The organism is Pseudomonas sp. HK3 (genome assembly GCF_052920985.1).
The window spans coordinates 802,401-819,890 of the sequence record NZ_JBREXD010000002.1 but is presented as its reverse complement, the minus strand read 5'-3'; the positions used below and the strand labels follow the sequence as shown (position 1 = coordinate 819,890).

The 17,490-nt window shown below is 41.3% G+C and carries 16 protein-coding genes; 12 read left to right on the top strand and 4 right to left on the bottom strand.

Translation table 11 applies throughout. The annotated features are described in order from the left end of the window. The first annotated feature begins 168 nt into the window (after positions 1-168). The 10 genes from ACU6U9_RS14830 (at position 169) to ACU6U9_RS14785 (ending at position 12,187) form a co-directional block, all read left to right on the top strand. Positions 169-2,010: a histidine kinase gene (locus ACU6U9_RS14830; RefSeq protein WP_446735791.1), complete on the top strand. Its 1,842-nt coding sequence runs from the start codon at positions 169-171 to the stop codon at positions 2,008-2,010. 90 nt (positions 2,011-2,100) lie between these two features. Continuing rightward, complete coding sequence (locus ACU6U9_RS14825; RefSeq protein ID WP_446735790.1) at positions 2,101-2,586, top strand: CBS domain-containing protein; 486 nt, start codon at positions 2,101-2,103, stop codon at positions 2,584-2,586. Between the two features lie 79 nt (positions 2,587-2,665). Then, the gene (locus ACU6U9_RS14820; RefSeq protein ID WP_446735789.1) at positions 2,666-3,109 is read left to right on the top strand and encodes a CopD family protein; all 444 of its coding nucleotides are present in this window, start codon (positions 2,666-2,668) and stop codon (positions 3,107-3,109) included. A 256-nt stretch (positions 3,110-3,365) separates the two neighbouring features. After that, positions 3,366-4,703, top strand: a complete 1,338-nt coding sequence (locus tag ACU6U9_RS14815) for an SIR2 family protein (RefSeq protein ID WP_446735788.1) — start codon at positions 3,366-3,368, stop codon at positions 4,701-4,703. Next, positions 4,700-6,766 (top strand): ATP-binding protein, encoded by a 2,067-nt coding sequence (locus ACU6U9_RS14810; RefSeq protein WP_446735787.1) that lies wholly within the window; start codon positions 4,700-4,702, stop codon positions 6,764-6,766. Before ACU6U9_RS14815 ends, ACU6U9_RS14810 begins: the two co-directional genes overlap by 4 nt. Before the next feature lie 24 nt (positions 6,767-6,790). Then, a complete protein-coding gene (locus ACU6U9_RS14805; protein ID WP_446735786.1) occupies positions 6,791-7,186 on the top strand; it encodes a hypothetical protein in 396 nt (131 codons plus the stop codon). 312 nt (positions 7,187-7,498) lie between these two features. Further along, positions 7,499-7,705 carry a hypothetical protein gene (locus tag ACU6U9_RS14800; protein WP_446735785.1) on the top strand — a complete coding sequence of 69 codons (207 nt, stop codon included), beginning with the start codon at positions 7,499-7,501 and terminating at the stop codon, positions 7,703-7,705. A gap of 240 nt (positions 7,706-7,945) precedes the next feature. Then, positions 7,946-10,138, top strand: a complete 2,193-nt coding sequence (locus ACU6U9_RS14795) for an OsmC domain/YcaO domain-containing protein (RefSeq protein WP_446735784.1) — start codon at positions 7,946-7,948, stop codon at positions 10,136-10,138. Positions 10,139-10,554: 416 nt separating this feature from the next. Then, positions 10,555-11,499, top strand: coding sequence for a transcription termination factor Rho (rho, locus tag ACU6U9_RS14790; protein WP_446735783.1), 945 nt, complete (start codon positions 10,555-10,557; stop codon positions 11,497-11,499). A gap of 139 nt (positions 11,500-11,638) precedes the next feature. Continuing rightward, positions 11,639-12,187 (top strand): GNAT family N-acetyltransferase, encoded by a 549-nt coding sequence (locus ACU6U9_RS14785; protein WP_446735782.1) that lies wholly within the window; start codon positions 11,639-11,641, stop codon positions 12,185-12,187. Between the two features lie 106 nt (positions 12,188-12,293). Here the strand turns inward: ACU6U9_RS14785 and ACU6U9_RS14780 are convergent, their stop codons facing one another. Further along, positions 12,294-13,952: an MFS transporter gene (locus ACU6U9_RS14780; protein WP_446735781.1), complete on the bottom strand. Its 1,659-nt coding sequence runs from the start codon at positions 13,950-13,952 to the stop codon at positions 12,294-12,296. Between the two features lie 346 nt (positions 13,953-14,298). Here ACU6U9_RS14780 and narL point away from each other — a divergent pair, with 346 nt between their 5' ends. After that, on the top strand, positions 14,299-14,949 hold the full coding sequence (narL, locus tag ACU6U9_RS14775) for a two-component system response regulator NarL (RefSeq protein ID WP_446735780.1): 651 nt from the start codon (positions 14,299-14,301) through the stop codon (positions 14,947-14,949). Positions 14,950-14,965: 16 nt separating this feature from the next. Further along, complete coding sequence (gene moeA, locus ACU6U9_RS14770; RefSeq protein WP_446735779.1) at positions 14,966-16,201, top strand: molybdopterin molybdotransferase MoeA; 1,236 nt, start codon at positions 14,966-14,968, stop codon at positions 16,199-16,201. 86 nt (positions 16,202-16,287) lie between these two features. Here the strand turns inward: moeA and moaE are convergent, their stop codons facing one another. Genes moaE through moaC form a run of 3 tightly spaced genes read right to left on the bottom strand, consistent with a single transcriptional unit; the run spans position 16,288 to position 17,490 of the window. Then, a complete protein-coding gene (gene moaE / locus ACU6U9_RS14765) occupies positions 16,288-16,749 on the bottom strand; it encodes a molybdopterin synthase catalytic subunit MoaE (RefSeq protein WP_446735778.1) in 462 nt (153 codons plus the stop codon). A 1-nt stretch (position 16,750) separates the two neighbouring features. Then, complete coding sequence (locus ACU6U9_RS14760) at positions 16,751-16,999, bottom strand: MoaD/ThiS family protein (protein WP_446735777.1); 249 nt, start codon at positions 16,997-16,999, stop codon at positions 16,751-16,753. Then, complete coding sequence (gene moaC, locus ACU6U9_RS14755; RefSeq protein ID WP_446735776.1) at positions 16,996-17,490, bottom strand: cyclic pyranopterin monophosphate synthase MoaC; 495 nt, start codon at positions 17,488-17,490, stop codon at positions 16,996-16,998. The genes ACU6U9_RS14760 and moaC overlap by 4 nt, the downstream gene beginning before the upstream one ends.

Below are 17,490 nucleotides of genomic sequence, written 5' to 3'. Positions count from 1 at the left end.
AGGCTTTAAATGCTATCTATACTTGATATAGGTCAAGGTCGAGGTCTGAGCACTGCGTTAGGAGGATGCCCTCTACCCACAAGTGAGTAGGGGTATTAACTCCTAAGGTTTTGTATTTGGTGCCTACAGCGACAAATAAGCAGGTAGAATGAATTATTCGAGAATGAAATGTATTTAGACATGTTTGTAAAAATAAAAAACTCCATCGTATTTCGCATCGGGGCCATGTTAACGGCCATGACGGCGTTAGCTATTTTAACGATGTTCTCTTCGTTTATTATTTCAGAAATGGCAGACAATGATGCCGCCGCCATTAACTTGTCAGGTTCAATGCGCCAGCACAGTTTTATGATGCTTAGCAGTGCACTGGTAAAAGATGACGACAATCAAATTCACCGTATTGAAGAAGAACGGTTCAAAGCGTTTGAGGAAATACTCAAAAACCCCGTATTAACCAACCAAGTGGGCAATAACGCCGATAACCACTTAACCGACTTATACAGACAAGTTGAAGACGATTGGTTTTTACATGTCCGCCCTATGTTTGAATCATTTTTAATTAATGCACAAGCCAAAGCTATTTTGGTTGAAAAAGTAGAAGCCTTTGTTACCAAAATCGATGCATTGGTTTTTGAGTATCAACAAGAGGCCGAATCAAAAATTGAATGGCTTAGGATCATTCAAGTGCTCGCCTTATTTATGACCCTAATATTAGTGTATGTGGCCATGACAAACGTATATGTTCATATTGAGCAACCCTTAGCGTTACTAACTGAATTAGCCATTAAAATTAAAAACGGCAACCTAGGTGAAAAAATTGAGCTAAACACCAAAGACGAGCTGGGCGTATTGGCCAGTGCCTTTAATGCCATGAGTGAAACGCTCAGTAAAATGTACGACGATTTAGAACTCACCGTAGAAGACAAAACAAAAGAGCTAAAACGCAGTAACGACTCGCTTATATTTTTATTTAAAACTGCACGCAATATTAACGAATCCAACTTTGATTATGACTTTCAACCCATATTAGACGAAGTAGCCTTTTTAACCGGCCTAAAAGACATGGACCTATGCTTGAGCACACCAGAATCGAGCGTACCCTATATACACATGTTGTCGCTGGATGATGCGCCAAATCGCGAAAACTGCGATGGCGCCCATTGCGAGAGCTGCAAAGGGGACAGTTGCTTTGTCACCACCGACAATGCGGGTTATGAAATGAAATTCCCGCTGGTGCAGGATGATCAAAATTTTGGCGTCATGGTGGTGCGTGTACCGTTTAACCAAGCGCTCGATGCATGGCAGCACCAGTTGTTGCAATCCGTAGCGGATCAAATATCGGTAGCATTAAGTTTACGTAATCAAGAAAACCAAGAAAGACGCGTATCACTGTTAAATGAACGAACCATAATTGCCCGCGAACTGCACGACTCGTTAGCGCAGTCGTTATCGTATTTAAAAATACAAGTAACACGCTTGCAAAAAGCCTATGACAAAGGCGCACAGGCTGAAATGTTTCAAGAATTAATGGACGAAATAAGAGAAGGCCTATCATCTGCCTATCGCCAGCTACGCGAGTTACTATCGACGTTTCGATTACAAATTGACGGTTCAGGTTTAAAAGGCGCATTGCTAGATACTGTTGAGCGAATGCAATCAAGAAGCGACATGAACATACAGCTTAACTTTGATATTGATGCCATACCATTATTACCAAATGAAGAGATACACCTTTTGCAAGTGGCAAAAGAATCGCTACAAAATGCCGTACATCATTCAAAAGGCAAGTCGGTAACCTTAAACTTGTTTTGCCAGAATAATCACATTACGTTAAAGGTGTGTGATGATGGGATTGGTATTCCAGACGACCCAGAAAAAATGAATCACTATGGCTTAGCCATTATGAAAGAACGCAGTAAACACCTTAATGGTGCACTAAAACTTTATCGTCAAGAAAAAGGCGGAACCTGCGTTGAAATGCAGTTTACCCCCAACGAGCTGGCCCCGTAACGCTCGATAATTATAAATGATGATGTATGTGGTTTTATTTTAAGTTGGTTACTGTGTAAGCCATCACTACCATGAAAGGGGAGTAGTATCGTGAGCAAAATTGCATTACTAACAGCAAAAGACATCATGACCAAAGACGTATTAATGGCCTACGAAGGCTGGTCTATTAAACGTTTGTCGTCTTTTTTTATTAAAAACCGAATATCCGGTGCGCCGGTTATCGCCAGTGACCACAGTTTAGTGGGCGTGGTCACCGCCACCGACCTCGTTAACTTTGAAGGCAAAAGCGATGTAGAAAAATCGGCCTTGGTAAAAGATATTTATGCCGAATTTGTGGGCATGAATTACGATGAAAAAACCATGATCGGTTTATCGGCCAAAGCCGATGAAAACTGCACCGTTAATAAAGTCATGACACCCAAAGTGATTCAAATTGATGAAGACTCGCCCATTGTTGATGTGGCAAACACCATGCTTGAATCGGGCATTCGCAGAATATTTGTCACCAAAAACGGCATTATGTCCGGTGTGATATCAACCAACAATATGCTTAAAGTCGTTAGCCAATTAGGCTAAAGGTAAAATAGTTTTAATATCGTAGATACCCAGCCCAGACTGGGTATCGTGCTTTTTATACAACGCAATTGAGGCAAGTATGTACGGACTCATCTTATTGTTGCATGTTCTTGCAGCCACCATTTGGACAGGCGGACACATCGTGTTGTCTGTGGTGATATTACCCAAAGTATTACGCGAACGATCACCGGAACAACTTTTACAGTTTGAGTCCGTTTATGAAAAAATCGGCATGCCCGCGTTAATCATACAAGTAGTGACAGGCTTGTGGATGGCGCACACGATACTGCCAGATGTAGCGGCATGGTTTGACATGAGCAACCCAATTGCCCATGTAATTTTATTAAAACTATCATTACTGGCCCTAACACTCATGTTTGCCCTTGATGCGCGCTTTAGAGTGATCCCTGCGTTATCGCAACACAATCTAGTAGACATGGCTTGCCATATTATCCCTGTGACGATTATTTCTATTTTGTTTGTGGTGGTGGGTGTGTCGTTTAGGACAGGGTGGTTTTATTGATCAGTTTAGTTGTCCTAAATCAATGCATATTTTTTCTGGATGATTTAAAAATAATAATACATTATTAATCACACTAAATATAATAGACTGTATGGTATTTTGGCTAAATTTTAAGTGAATTTAAAATAATTTCTTCTATTAAAAAATACTAAGAAAGAAATTATCATTACTTAATAGCTTATAAATAAGGATGTATATAACTTGACTCAATACTTGAAATTAGGCGATGACCAATCTCCAGTACAATTGGAAACGCATGGTGAATAATGGTGATTTTAAAGTTGTCGGCGACTGTGTTTGGGCAAAATCTGGAGATGAAATTACCACAGATTTTTTACGCTTAAGAATAGAGCCTTGGTTAACTGCACTATTCCAATCAGAGCACTTAAATTTACTTGTCGGTGCAGGCCTTAGTACTGCTGTTCAACAGTCTGCAACTGGGAAACCACCGCAAGGTATGGGATGGATTACCGATTTAAAAGTATGTAAAGCAGAGATTGATAGCTATGTTACTACGACTGCGAAGGCTTCAGGAAGACAATATGGAAATATTGAAGATCAAATACGCTCAATCAATGAGTTGATTAAAGGGTTAGAGATTTTAACGGCTCAGAATATACCTGTGCCACCTGCGCCTCCAGGCGCCCTTCCATATCGAAATTTTAAAAATGAATTGATTGAACTAAATAGTGAATTGTCACGGTGTTTAAAATCATTCTCAGATTCAGTAAGTAGTGGCGAAAAATCAATCCGCGATGCAACGTCTGAACAAAAAACTGAAACATTTAATTATTTAGTTAATTTTTTGATGAGCTTTTCAAGCCGAATAGCGACACGAGATAGGTTACATATATTCACAACTAATTATGATCGGATAATTGAAACGGGTGCTGAATTAGCAGGCCTTAGATTAGTTGATCGGTTTGTCGGAAGTATTGCGCCAATCTTTAGATCATCACGACTAGAGGTTGATTATCATTACAACCCACCGGGTATACGTGGTGAACCTAGATATTTAGAAGGAGTAGCTCGTTTTACTAAACTGCACGGTTCATTAGACTGGTATGCAAACGAGGGAGCTATAAGGCGTTTTGGGTTACCTTTTGGAGCGGATTCTGTCGAGCCATTTTTACAAGTCGAAGGTGCTGGTACAGCTAACTACCAACAGTTGATGATTTATCCAAATTCAGTCAAAGATCGTGAAACATCAGAATACCCCTATGTAGAGTTGTTCAGAGATTTAGCATCAGCAACATGCCGCCCAAATAGCACTCTTGTAACCTATGGCTACAGTTTTGGTGATGAACATATAAATCGAGTTCTTACGGATATGCTAACTATACCTTCAACGCATATCGTAATTATTGCCTATGGCGATCCACTTGGAAGAATCATGAGTTTCATAGAAGATAGCGGGCGTCAGGCTCAAATATCTTTATTACTTGGTGATCATTTTGGAGATCTAAAAACATTAGTCGATTACTACCTGCCTAAAGCAGCTATAGATCGATCCTCAATTCGTATGGCAGAGCTATTAAAATCTAGAGGTTTATATCCAGCAGCGATCCAAAGTAAAACAGGGGGTGAAGAATGAGTTTACTGCCCATAGAACAAGGTGAACAATTAAGAGTAGGAACTGTAGACTTTGTTTCACCTAATGAAATTAGAGCCGTCCTCGATATCGATTCGCCTGATTCTGTAGCCCTAAATGCAGGAACGCCAAGAAACTTCCCTAGAGTAAACAGTTATGTTTTAGTCTCTTGTGATAATGGTTATTTAGTTGGACAAATTGAGTGGCTTGCCGTTGAGCGTTCACCTTACCCCAAACAAAGGGATATTCAAGATTTTGGTTTAGTTAATTTACCTTTCCCACAAAAAAAAATCAGTTTAAATCCGGTCGGGACGCTCAAACGAGTTTCAAAAAAAGGTGTTGATTCTTTCAAGTTTCAACGCGGCTCGGAATCATTTCCTTCGATTGGTTCTGCTATTTTGCTACCAACAGATTTACAGCTTAGATCTATTGTTGAATCTGGTAATAATCGTAGAGTTATCATAGGGCAAAGTCCGCTTGCAAATAACGCTAATGTTGCTGTAGATCCTGATCGATTATTTGGGCGACATATTGCTGTACTTGGTAATACAGGTAGTGGTAAATCTTGTTCAGTGGCAGGTCTCATTCAATGGTCGTTAGAAGCCGCTATGGAATCAGAAGCCAGACCAAATGCTCGGTTTATTGTGCTTGATCCAAATGGTGAATACACCCGAGCTTTAGGCCCAGCTACAAAATTTAAAGGCCGAGTATTTAAAGTTGAAGCGGGGAAAGACGAAAACCAATTACAAGTTCCTTCGTGGTTTTGGAATAGCGCTGAATGGGCATCTTTCACGCAAGCGAGCCCGAAAGCACAACTACCATTACTAAAACGCTCTTTGAGAGCAATGAGAAATGAAGAGTTTGAGCTTGAGACTGATCTAGATATTGAAATAAAGAGGTTTTTAGGAAATATTCTCATAACGTTGAAACACGATAAAAGTTCTGGTAGACCATATAAAAATGGGCCAGCTTTTGGTTTTTGGGAAACTTTAAAAAAATGGAAGGAAAGCTTAGAACAGTACCGTGAGAAAGGAATAAAAACAGAGTTGAATTTACCCATTTCTAAAATGGGTAAATATATTGATGACAGAACAAGTGAAAAATTTGTAAATATGATAGCTAGTGTCAATGAAATTGATGAGCTAATTGAGTCAGTTAAAACACCCTTTTCTAGCTTCGGTGGGAATGAACAAGATCTATTGCCGAAGAGTGAAGATATTCCATTACCATTTGAAGGAAATAACCTAGTAGCCTATTTAGAGGCATTAGCGCAAGAAAATGGTAGTGAGCAGTATGTAGAGTATTTAGTTGCTCGAATACGCACCATGCTCTTTGATACAAGAATGAAGCCTATCACCAATGATGCAGAGCATAGAGTCGATTTAGCTGAGTGGTTAGAAAATTATATAGGTAAGGATGGAGCAGGTGAAGATGATAGTTGTGTTTCAATTATAGATCTTTCTCTAGTACCAAATGAAATCACTCACCTTGTAACTGCTGTTATTTCAAGAATCATCTTTGAATCATTGCAACGTTATAGACGGCTAAATAATAAAACCCTACCAACTGTACTTGTAGCTGAGGAAGCGCATACATTTATTAAACGTTATCGTGATGATTCAGAAAATCAGGATGTAGCAGCTGTTTGTTGCCAAGTATTTGAAAAAATAGCACGCGAAGGAAGAAAATTCGGCCTTGGTATGGTGATTTCTTCACAACGACCATCGGAGCTATCACCAACAGTTTTATCTCAATGTAATACATTCCTGCTGCACCGGATCAGTAATGACAGAGATCAAGAACAAGTACATAAAATGGTACCTGATAATTTACGAGGGTTACTTCGCGAGTTACCTTCTCTACCATCCCAACATGCAATACTAATGGGCTGGGCATCCGAGCTTCCTGTTTTGGTTAAAATGAAGAGTTTAACAAAAGAGCAGCAACCAAATTCAGACGATCCTGACTTCTGGGATGTTTGGACAAGAAAAGATGAAAATGGGAATGTAGTCGAGCGAAATGCTGATTGGGATAAGGTTGTTAAGGAGTGGCAGCAGAGCAATTAAAAAAATTTTACAGGTATATGAAAAATGAAATTTTGTAAATATATCACATTCATATTTATTCTAGTGTCACATAATTCTTTAGCCAATGAATATCATTGTAAGGCAGTTGAAAAGTATAGTTTTAGTATAAAATACACTAAAGATATTATGAGTTTAGGCCAGTTCTCGACAAGAATAGAAGAAATCAAGAAAAATACATATTTATCTCGTTGTTCGATGTCTTTTAAATTCCGGCCCCCAGAGATTAGATGTGTTCGTTACTTAGTTGATAAAATTGAATATGATAAAAATATTAGAAACAAAAAATACTATATATTTAAAGAAAAAATTGATTTTCAAATATTTTCAGATTTTAGTTCGATTGAAAATGACGGAAAAGGTAGTGTTCAATTTGGTGAATGTAAAGTTTCGCCATTATAGTAAATATTATGAAATAACAGGGATCTGAACTTTCCCCTATAAAATAGGTACCAGAATCTAACTAAAGATGAGGAGCCCAATTTCATGCTACAACAGCTCAAAATACTTCTAATTTTAAAGCTGCCCTTAAATGTGCATATACACTGCGGATCTAGTATTTTAAAAATGAATATTATTTAAAATAAAACCGCAAGACTAATCCCATTCCTTCTTATTAATCTGCAACCCTTTCTTAGCCTATTAACATAAACAATTATCGCCCAACGATACGATACTCTAGTACTTGAAGCGTAACCTGACAGACTCCTAAATATGAACAAATCAAAGCAGCTATTCACCCAGATCTCATCCTACGGTGAACTAAAAGTCAGTTTAAATGAAGTTGATGTTCCTGCACTTAAATCCCACGAAATTGTGGTGAAGATGGAAGCATCGCCGATTAACCCGTCAGGCATGTGGCTAATGTTTGGTCCTGAAAATTTGTCTAAAGCGTTATTGAGTGATGATTGTCGGTATTAACCGCGCCACTTTATTTAGGCATGTTGCCTCGTGGTAAGCCATGCTGCAGCTTCGTTGTTCGTTAATCCGCTGACAGCGTACCCGTCTTAAACACGTATTTACATAACTAACCAAGACTATTGCCGCGAAAACCCCGATAATCCCCCCAAATTAAGATCAATACGCTGACAGCCAGTAGCTAAACCCTGTTAATACTAGGGTTAAGGCTGCCCCAGCACAGCTTTACGGTGGATACGCTTCATGGAAATTAAAGTCAATTTTCTCGACAACCTCAGACTCGAAGCCAAGTTTGATGACTATACGGTGATCGCAGATCAGCCTATTCGGTACAAAGGCGATGCGTCAGCCCCTGGGCCATTTGATTACTTTTTAGCGTCATCGGCATTGTGTGCGGCTTATTTTGTGAAGGTGTATTGCGCCGCCCGTGATATCCCAACCGATGACATTAGACTGTCGCAAAACAACATTGTTGACCCTGAAGACCGCTACAACCAGATCTTTCAAATTCAAGTAGAGCTGCCAGATACTATTTCAGATAAAGACCGCACCGGTATTCTGCGGTCTATCGAACGCTGCACCGTGAAAAAAGTGGTGCAAGCAGGCCCTGAATTTAAGATCGACGCCGTGAAGAGTTTAGACGCCGACGCACAGGCCATGTTGATGGGGCAGGCTGATGACAGTGCCGAGACGTTTATTTTAGGCAAAGACTTACCGCTTGAAAAAACCATCGCCAACATGACCAATATTTTGGCTGACTTGGGGATGAAAATTGAGATCTCGTCTTGGCGGAATATTGTGCCCAATGTGTGGTCATTGCATATTCGTGATGCGGCCACGCCTATGTGCTTTACCAATGGTAAAGGCGCCAGCAAAGAAAGCGCATTGTGTTCGGCGTTGGGTGAATTCATTGAACGCTTAAACTGCAATTTCTTTTATAACGACCAGTTTCTTGGGCAAGACATTGCCAACAGTGAGTTTGTGCATTACCCCAATGAAAAGTGGTTTCAACTAGAAACCGATGACGCCTTACCAGCGGGTATTTTAGATGACTACACCCGTGACATTTACGACCCAGAAGGTGAGTTACGCGGCTCACACTTAATTGATACGAATTCGGGGAACCGTGAACGCGGTATTTGTTCGATTCCGTATATGCGCCAGTCTGATGGCGAGACGGTTTACTTTCCATCAAACTTGATTGAAAACTTATTTTTAAGCAACGGCATGAGCGCGGGCAATAATGTTAATGAAGCCAAAGTGCAATGCTTATCAGAGATATTTGAGCGTGCCGTTAAACGACAAATCATCGAACAAGAAATTGTATTGCCAGATGTGCCACAAGCCATCATAAACAAATACCCAAGTATTGTTGAGGGCATTAAAGCACTTGAAGCACAGGGGTTTCCGATTGTGGTGAAAGACGCCTCGTTAGGCGGCCAGTTTCCGGTGATGTGTGTCACGCTCATGAACCCTAAAACGGGTGGTGTGTTTGCCTCATTCGGTGCGCACCCAAGTTTCGAAGCCGCGTTAGAGCGCAGCTTAACCGAGCTGTTACAAGGTCGCAGTTTTGAAGGGTTAAACGATGTGCCTAAGCCTACGTTTAACAGCATGGCGGTGTCGGAACCAGAAAACTTCGTTGAACATTTTATCGATTCAACCGGTGTTATTTCTTGGCACTTTTTTAGTGCTAAGCAAGATTATGAATTTTGTGAATGGGATTTCTCAGGCACCAATGAAGAAGAATCCGATTGCTTATTTGGTATGTTAGAGTCCATTGGTAAAGAAGCGTATATCGCAGAATTTTCGGATATCGGTTCGGCCTGTCGTATTTTGGTGCCCGATTATTCAGAGGTGTATCCGGTTGATGATCTTATTTGGGACAATACCAACAAAGCATTGGATTACCGTGAAGACATTTTAAATCTTCATATATTGAATGATGACGCCCTAGCCAGTTTAGTTGAACGCTTAGAAGAAAGTCAGCTTGATAACTACACCGATATCATCACACTGATTGGTGTCGAGTTTGACGAAAATACGGTTTGGGGTCAGTTGACGATTCTTGAACTAAAAATCTTGATTTACCTTGCACTCGGTGCGTTAGAAGAAGCCATCGAATTAGTCGAAACCTTCTTGCAGTTTAACGACAACACAGTCGAACGTGGATTGTTTTACCAAGCCATGAACGCCGTATTGGAAGTGGCCGTTGATGAAGAGCTAGAACTTGATGACTACATCGGTAATTTCACCCGTATGTTTGGTCAAGACGTTATGGATAACGTAGTGGGTTCGGTAACCGGTGATGTTAGGTTCTTCGGTTTAACCCAAACCAGCATGAAACTTGAAGGGCTAGATAAGCATTTAAGATTGATTGAAAGCTATAAAAAACTGCATCAAGCCCGTGCGACAAAAGCCGGTATCAAACTGCTTTAAGTGTTTATGAGGTATCAAGGGTTGGTATGTACCCTTGATACCCTCTCTAGGAACGATATAGTCAGTTCGTGGTAATCCCCCTTAGTCGTCAATGCATTATTCGTGGCAGGGTGTGGATATGGTGTGGGGTAGTGATAAAATATTAACCCTTAGTCATGAAAAGTAGATTTAAATAAAATCACATTCTGCTTTTACGTAAACTAAAACTAAAACTAAAACTAAAACTAAAACTAAGAACTAAAACTAAAACTAACCTGCCTGCATTTTTTTATCGATTATTCATGCAGGTAAGGTTTAATAGTAAGCATTGTAATAAAATAAGCATCGATTAAGTATGACTGTTTCAGACGTGAGTCTTACTTGGTTAGTTAATGTAAGCACGTAAAATATGTAATCACCTAGAGCTAAAAAATACCATGACAAGAAAAACATTAACTCTTAAGGTAAAAAGAACCAACGTCATCAAGCCTGTCAAAAAAATAGTGAAAGACGTCACGCAGGACGATCCACTAAAAAGCTTTGCAAATGGCGTGGCTATTAATCCTTTTGAGTGCATTCGCTTAGAGTCAGGTTCTGAACAGTTCAGCGCACGGGCCATTGACCTACTGACCCCTATTGGTATGGGCCAGCGTGGTTTGATTGTTGCGCCACCCGGTTCTGGCAAAAGCACAATCCTAAAACATATCTGTCAGGCGGTGGGAAAAGCTTACCCCGACATAAAACTTTATGCGTTATTGATTGATGAGCGACCTGAAGAAGTCACTGATTTTAAACGCAGCGTGCCAGCCGATGTGCATGCGTCTTCTTCAGATGAAAGCTATGCGCATCACATACGTGTAGCAGATAACCTTCTCGATATCGCCCGTAAAGAAGCGGGTGAAGGTCATGATGTCATGATTGTGATTGATTCGCTTACAAGACTTGCACGGGTACATAATGCAGGGGGCCGCAGCAGTGGTCGCACCATGTCCGGTGGCGTTGACGCCAGAGCCATGGAAATACCACGAAAGTTATTTGGCGCCGCGAGAAAAATTGAGAATGGCGGCTCGCTTACTATTCTTGCGACAATACTGGTTGATACGGGTAGTCGTATGGATCAAGTGATATTTGAAGAGTTTAAGGGCACTGGCAATATGGAAATTGTTTTGTCACGTGACATTGCCAATCAACGTATTTTTCCTGCACTGGATATTGCTAAAAGCAGCACACGCCGTGAAGAACGTCTTTTAGATGCGAAAGATATCAAAAATATAAATACGTTACGCCGAGAGCTTACCAGTCTTGAGCCAGCAGAGGGGGTAAATCAATTGGTTAAGTTATTTGAAACCTACCCAACCAATGCTGAGCTTTTGAATCGTTAGTGTTTAAAAAACACTAAATATAGTGCTCGTGTAAAAAAAAATTAGGTATTATTTGAAGTTAATAACGGGTCAGCGCACTGGGATGAAAGACGTTATTTAATTCTCAGTGCCAACAATTTTTATATCAAGGATGATATGAATGTCATTTCCCCAACTACAAACACCGCGGTTACAGTTAACACAATTAACGAATCATGATACCGACGCAATCTTTAACTTGTTTAGTGATGACGCGGTGATTAAATATTATGATTTAGTTGCGTTTAAAGAACGTAATCAAGCTTCAGATATTATTGATTTATTTAATCTTCGATATGATGAAAAAAGTGGCATTCGCTGGGCGATTCGCTTGAAAGAAAGTAATCAGCTAATAGGCACGTGCGGATTTAATTCGTGGAACCCAAAAATGAAAAACGCGGTACTGGGTTATGATCTACTGCCGAAATACTGGGGGCAAGGCTACGCCACAGAAGCAGTACATTGCATTATAAGAGGCACACTACCATGTGGTGCGCTTCATCGTATACAGGGTGATACCGTGCCTGATAATCATGCATCGCAAGCAGTATTAACAAACGTAGGCTTTAAAGAAGAAGGTATACGGCGTCAAAGTGGTTATTGGAAAGATCAATTTCATGATCTTAAATGCTTTGGTTTAATGAAGCCGGAGTATAAGGGTGTTGAGTAACCACTTATTAATAAACAAATGATGTTTTTTCTAAGTATAAAAAACCGATTCAGCGATGAATCGGTTTTTTTGTTTACGTTAAATAATGCATTATCTAGCCCACATACTATGGATTGTAGAACTCACCATTTTTACGCAAGTAGAAGAACCAGTTAACCACTAAACACACGCCATAGAACACGGCAAAGCCAACCAGTGCGTACTCAGGCGTTGTCATTTTTATTTGCTCACCTAACACTTTAGGAATGTAGAACGCACCGTAGGCGGCGACGGCTGAGGTCCAACCCAATACTGGGCCTGCTTGTTCTTTGTTGAATACCATGGCGATGGTGCGGAAAGTAGAACCGTTACCAATACCGGTGGCAGCAAACAAGGCTAAGAACAATAAGAAGAACTCAACGAAGTATTCTTCAGGTGTGGCAGATTGATAAGCCGCTTGCATGTAGTAAGCAACACCCAGTGCCGCTGCCACCATAACCGCCGCACATATTTGTGTGACTAATGCACCGCCAACTTTGTCTGCAATCCAACCACCCACAGGGCGAATCAATGCGCCAATGAACGGGCCCATCCATGCGTACATTAGTGCGCTAGGGCCGTTCGCGTTAATGGTGTTGTGTGTCATAACACCATCTACCATAAGGTGTTGGTAACCAAAGATCACTTTTATTGAAAGCGGGAATGACGCCGCAAAACCAATAAACGAGCCAAAGGTCATGGTGTAAATAATGCTCATGACCCACGTGTGTTTATTGCCAAATATTTTATATTGGCGGTCAAGTGATTGGCCAATTTGACCAGGGATTTGTTTAAGCAATAAAACCGTCGAAGCAATTACAATTAATAAGACAATTTCTTTTGGTACGCCAAAACCTGAGCCATTAACACTTTCGGGCAGTAATAACCACAAACCCAAAATAGCGGTGACAAAACCAATGGTGAGCATGCCTGTCATACCCGCAAAGGCAGTCAAAGGCCCTGGAATATTTGGGCTCACATCTTGTGTGCGCAAGTTGTTCATGCCAAACCAACCGACAAACGCCAATGGGATTAACAACAGTAACCATACAAAACCAGCATTGTGGATATACGAATCTGTGCCCGCAGGAATTTTACCAATCAAAGTGCCGGATGTGTTTTCTAACACCATCGGGTCGCCACCAAAAATAGCAAACGTCATAAATAACGGTACAATAATTTGCATGCTGGTCACACCAAAGTTACCTAAGCCTGCATTGAGCCCAAGCGCTAAACCTTGTTGGTTTTTAGGAAAGAAAAAATTGATGTTCGACATAGACGATGCAAAGTTACCGCCGCCTAAACCAGAGAGCAGAGCCAATAGTTGAAATACCCATAGCGGTGTGTTCATGTCTTGTAACGCAAAACCGGTTCCAACAGCGGGAATCATCAGTAATGCGGTGGTGAAGAAAATAACGTTACGCCCGCCAAATGGGCGAATAAAAAAACTACTCGGTATACGTAATGTTGCGCCAGTTAAACCGGCAATGGCCATTAACGTAAAAAGTTCTGATTTAGCAAAGGGAAAACCAAGGTTAAGCATTTGTACTGTGATGATGCCCCAGTACAACCAGACCGCAAAGCCACACAGTAAACTTGGGATCGAAATCCACAGGTTACGGTTAGCCACTTTTTTGCCTGTGCTGTCCCAGAATTGACTGTCTTCTGGGTTCCAGTCTTGAATGTCCCCCCCTCCTGAGTGCTGCCCCTTTGGGTTAGGCCGCGAATCTTGATAGGCGTTTGACATAGTCACCTCCTGAGTGAAATAAAAGAAATATGTTTCACTTTCACTATGATGCCTAGCTGTATTAGCAGCAATAATTATGAGTGGGTAGAAGAATTCTACATTTAAAATTTATTTATCAAGGTGACGTTAATAAAACCCAGTAAATTTTCTATTTAAGTTATAAAAAGGCGAGTTTGTATCTATTATAGGTAGGGGTATAAGCCGAAGGATAACCCTTAGTGAGTACTCCCCTTGCTAAGCGAAGGGATTAAAGGATAATACTTTTAAAGCCCTTATTTGATGTGCATCAATCTTATTGTTTCATGGCTATGAAACAGTATGGCTAAAGAGATTAAAGAGAACGTTTATGACCGACATTGCCACCATCATGATTGTAGATGACCATCCTTTATTACGAAAAGGGCTGCGTCAACTTATTGAGCTTGAAGATGATCTTGAGTTAATCGCTGAAGCCAGTAGCGGGACCGAGGCATTAGCCATGGTCGATGAAGCCGACCCTGATTTAATTATTTTAGATCTTAATATGCAGGGTCTCGATGGCATTGAAACATTAAAAGCCATGCGCGAAAAAGGCATTGCCGCACGTATTGTCATGTTAACCGTAAGTGATCACGACGAAGACGTGGTTGCGGCGATAACCAATGGGGCAGATGGCTTTTTATTAAAAGACATGGACCCAGAAGAAATTATCCGTAAAATTCGACAAGCTGCTCTAGGGCAAATGGTGATCAGCGATCGTTTAGCTGAAGTGTTAGCCAGTGCTTTGCGCCGACCAGAAAAACCCGCTAACAATGTGATCGAAAGTTTAACCGCTCGCGAGTTAGAAATTTTAAAGCTGATCACCAAGGGCTTGAGCAATAAGTTAATTGCGCGCGAGTTAGAAATCAGTGACAGCACGGTTAAAGTACATGTTAAACATGTGTTGAAAAAAATGAATCTTCGTAGCCGTGTTGAAGCCGCCGTTTGGGCTGTTAGCGAATTACCGCACAACTCTTAAAATAAAGAAGTAAGTTATGACAGATTGTTGCAGTGCTCCTGGCTTAACGCCGTTTAACGTTGCGCTTGACCAATTGCTATCACAGGTGAGTGTCACGCAAAAAATTGAGCAGGTGTCATTAGAAAACGTCTGTGGGCGCATCTTAGCTCAAGATATTATTAGCCATATGAGTATCCCTTCGGCCGATAACAGCGCAATGGACGGCTATGCCATTCACAGTGATGATTTAGCGACGCACAAAACGTTATTACAAGTTGGTAAAGTTTTCGCGGGGCACCCAATTGATCAGCTTATTCAAGCGGGTCAGTGTGCGCGTATCATGACAGGTGGGCAAATACCAAACGGCTGTGATGCGGTTGTGATGCAAGAAAACACCCAAAGCGAAGGGGATAACATTACCATTTTGCAAGCAGCAAAAGCGGGCGAGAATATCCGACGAGCAGGTGAAGATATTCGCATAGGCCAAACCCTGTTAACCACAGGCCGACGTTTAACGCCCTCTGACGTGGGGTTACTTGCCAGTTTAGGCGTGGCGAATGTATCGGTTTTTAAAGTGGTGACGGTGGCTGTGATAAGCACAGGGGATGAACTACAAACACCCGGCAGCACATTGAACCCCGGCCAGTTTTATGAAAGTAATGGTTACACCGTAACGGCATTGCTTGAACGTTTTGGTGCAAAGGTGATTAATTTTGGCATTGTGCCAGATGATATGAGTGTTTTACGTGATACCTTTTTACAAGCGGATGCACAAGCCGATGTGGTGGTCACGTCGGGCGGTGTTTCGGTCGGTGAGGCCGACTACACCAAAACCGTTATTGAAGAATTAGGCCGCATTGATTTTTGGAAGCTGGCGATCAAACCCGGTAAGCCATTTGCATTTGGCCATTTGCCGAATAGTTATGTAATTGGCTTACCCGGTAACCCTGTGAGCGCGCTGGTTACGTTGCATCAATTAGCGGTGCCTATGCTGCGTAAAATATCGGGGCAGGTTGCCCAGCCAGCATTACGCTTAAGTGCCATTACTCAAAAAACATTGCGTAAGCGCCCAGGACGTATGGATTTTCAGCGTGGGTATTTTAGTGTGTCGGCGACAGGGCAGCTTGAAGTGCAAGCAACGGGTGCGCAAGGTTCAGGAATTTTAACCTCCATGAGCAACGCTAACTGTTACATTGTTTTACCACAAGATAGTGGCAATGTAGACGCAGGTGACACGGTTATGATTGAACCGTTTGATGGTTTATTGAGCTAGTATTAATAAAGACAAAAACCTTGGTGAATACCGGTTAATTAAAACGTAACTTAGGTATTACCAAGGTTTTTTTATGCCTAAAAATATCACTGCCATTTTTGTAATGCTTGGGTATCTTTTTCTACTGCGCTTACCCATGTATCACCTTGGTGTGTGGTTTCTTTTTTCCAGAACGGCGCTTGAATTTTTAGATAATCCATAATAAAGGCGCAGGCTTCGAAAGCGCTTTCGCGATGCTGGCTACTAACAGCGACAAATACAATTTGATCCGCCAAGTTGAGTTGTCCTACTCGATGTATCAAGCGAACCTGTGAAACTGGCCAGCGTGCTTTGGCTTGGCTTACAATGCCCGTCAATGCGGTTTGCGTCATGCTAGGGTAATGATCTAGGTATAACCCTGTTACATGATTACCTTGATTATAGTCACGCACTAACCCGGTGAAAAAAACAATGGCACCGTCTTTTGAATTGTTATTACGCATCATTTTATATTCATGTTGAATATTAAAATCCGCTTCTTGCACATTAATAAAATCAGAATTGAGCACATTAACCACCCGTTACGGGTGGGAAAAATGCCACTTCACTGTGTGGTTCAACAATATGATTGTCTTGCACTAGCTCTTGGTTCACGCTCGACAGTAGCGAGTTAATAGACAAATATTCTTCCCAGTGTGGATGAGAAGCAATAATCGTTTTTTTGATCGTATCGACACTGCAAGACTGTGCGTTACTCAGTATTAATTCATTGGTTTTTAATTGCTCGCGCAATTGTCCAAAAAACAAAACTTTAATCATGACTGTAACCCCTTTGAGGCAGTATATTGATAATGACCGGATTTCCCGCCCACTTTTTCAAGTACACGCAGGCCTTTAATCGACATGGTTTTATCAACGGCTTTACACATATCAAATAATGTAAGTGCCGTGACACTGGCTGCGGTGAGGGCTTCCATTTCGACACCGGTTTGGCCTGTTAGTCGACAAAGCGTTTCAATGCGAACGGTGCTATTGTCCGGCATGGGTTCAAACACAACGGCGACTTTACTTAACATTAATGGGTGGCAAAGTGGAATCAATTGGCTAGTTTGTTTTGCCGCTTGAATACCTGCAATGCGCGCCACAGAAAATACATCCCCTTTGTGATGGTTGCCTTTCATAATTTTATCAAGGGTCTGTGGTTGCATATGAACATATGCCTCAGCGCGAGCCTCACGTGTGCTCATGGGTTTTTCACTGACATCCACCATGTTGGCTTCGCCATTTGCATTGATATGGGTAAAAGCCAT

Coding starts and splice junctions, on each gene's coding strand:
- ACU6U9_RS14830 (WP_446735791.1), top strand. CDS start 169: ATGTATTTAGACATGTTTGTAAAAATAAAAAACTCCATCGTATTTCGC.
- ACU6U9_RS14820 (WP_446735789.1), top strand. CDS start 2,666: ATGTACGGACTCATCTTATTGTTGCATGTTCTTGCAGCCACCATTTGG.
- ACU6U9_RS14815 (WP_446735788.1), top strand. CDS start 3,366: ATGGTGAATAATGGTGATTTTAAAGTTGTCGGCGACTGTGTTTGGGCA.
- ACU6U9_RS14810 (WP_446735787.1), top strand. CDS start 4,700: ATGAGTTTACTGCCCATAGAACAAGGTGAACAATTAAGAGTAGGAACT.
- ACU6U9_RS14805 (WP_446735786.1), top strand. CDS start 6,791: ATGAAATTTTGTAAATATATCACATTCATATTTATTCTAGTGTCACAT.
- ACU6U9_RS14800 (WP_446735785.1), top strand. CDS start 7,499: ATGAACAAATCAAAGCAGCTATTCACCCAGATCTCATCCTACGGTGAA.
- ACU6U9_RS14795 (WP_446735784.1), top strand. CDS start 7,946: ATGGAAATTAAAGTCAATTTTCTCGACAACCTCAGACTCGAAGCCAAG.
- rho (WP_446735783.1), top strand. CDS start 10,555: ATGACAAGAAAAACATTAACTCTTAAGGTAAAAAGAACCAACGTCATC.
- ACU6U9_RS14785 (WP_446735782.1), top strand. CDS start 11,639: ATGTCATTTCCCCAACTACAAACACCGCGGTTACAGTTAACACAATTA.
- ACU6U9_RS14780 (WP_446735781.1), bottom strand. CDS start 13,952: ATGTCAAACGCCTATCAAGATTCGCGGCCTAACCCAAAGGGGCAGCAC.
- narL (WP_446735780.1), top strand. CDS start 14,299: ATGACCGACATTGCCACCATCATGATTGTAGATGACCATCCTTTATTA.
- moeA (WP_446735779.1), top strand. CDS start 14,966: ATGACAGATTGTTGCAGTGCTCCTGGCTTAACGCCGTTTAACGTTGCG.
- ACU6U9_RS14760 (WP_446735777.1), bottom strand. CDS start 16,999: ATGATTAAAGTTTTGTTTTTTGGACAATTGCGCGAGCAATTAAAAACC.
- moaC (WP_446735776.1), bottom strand. CDS start 17,490: ATGGCTTTTACCCATATCAATGCAAATGGCGAAGCCAACATGGTGGAT.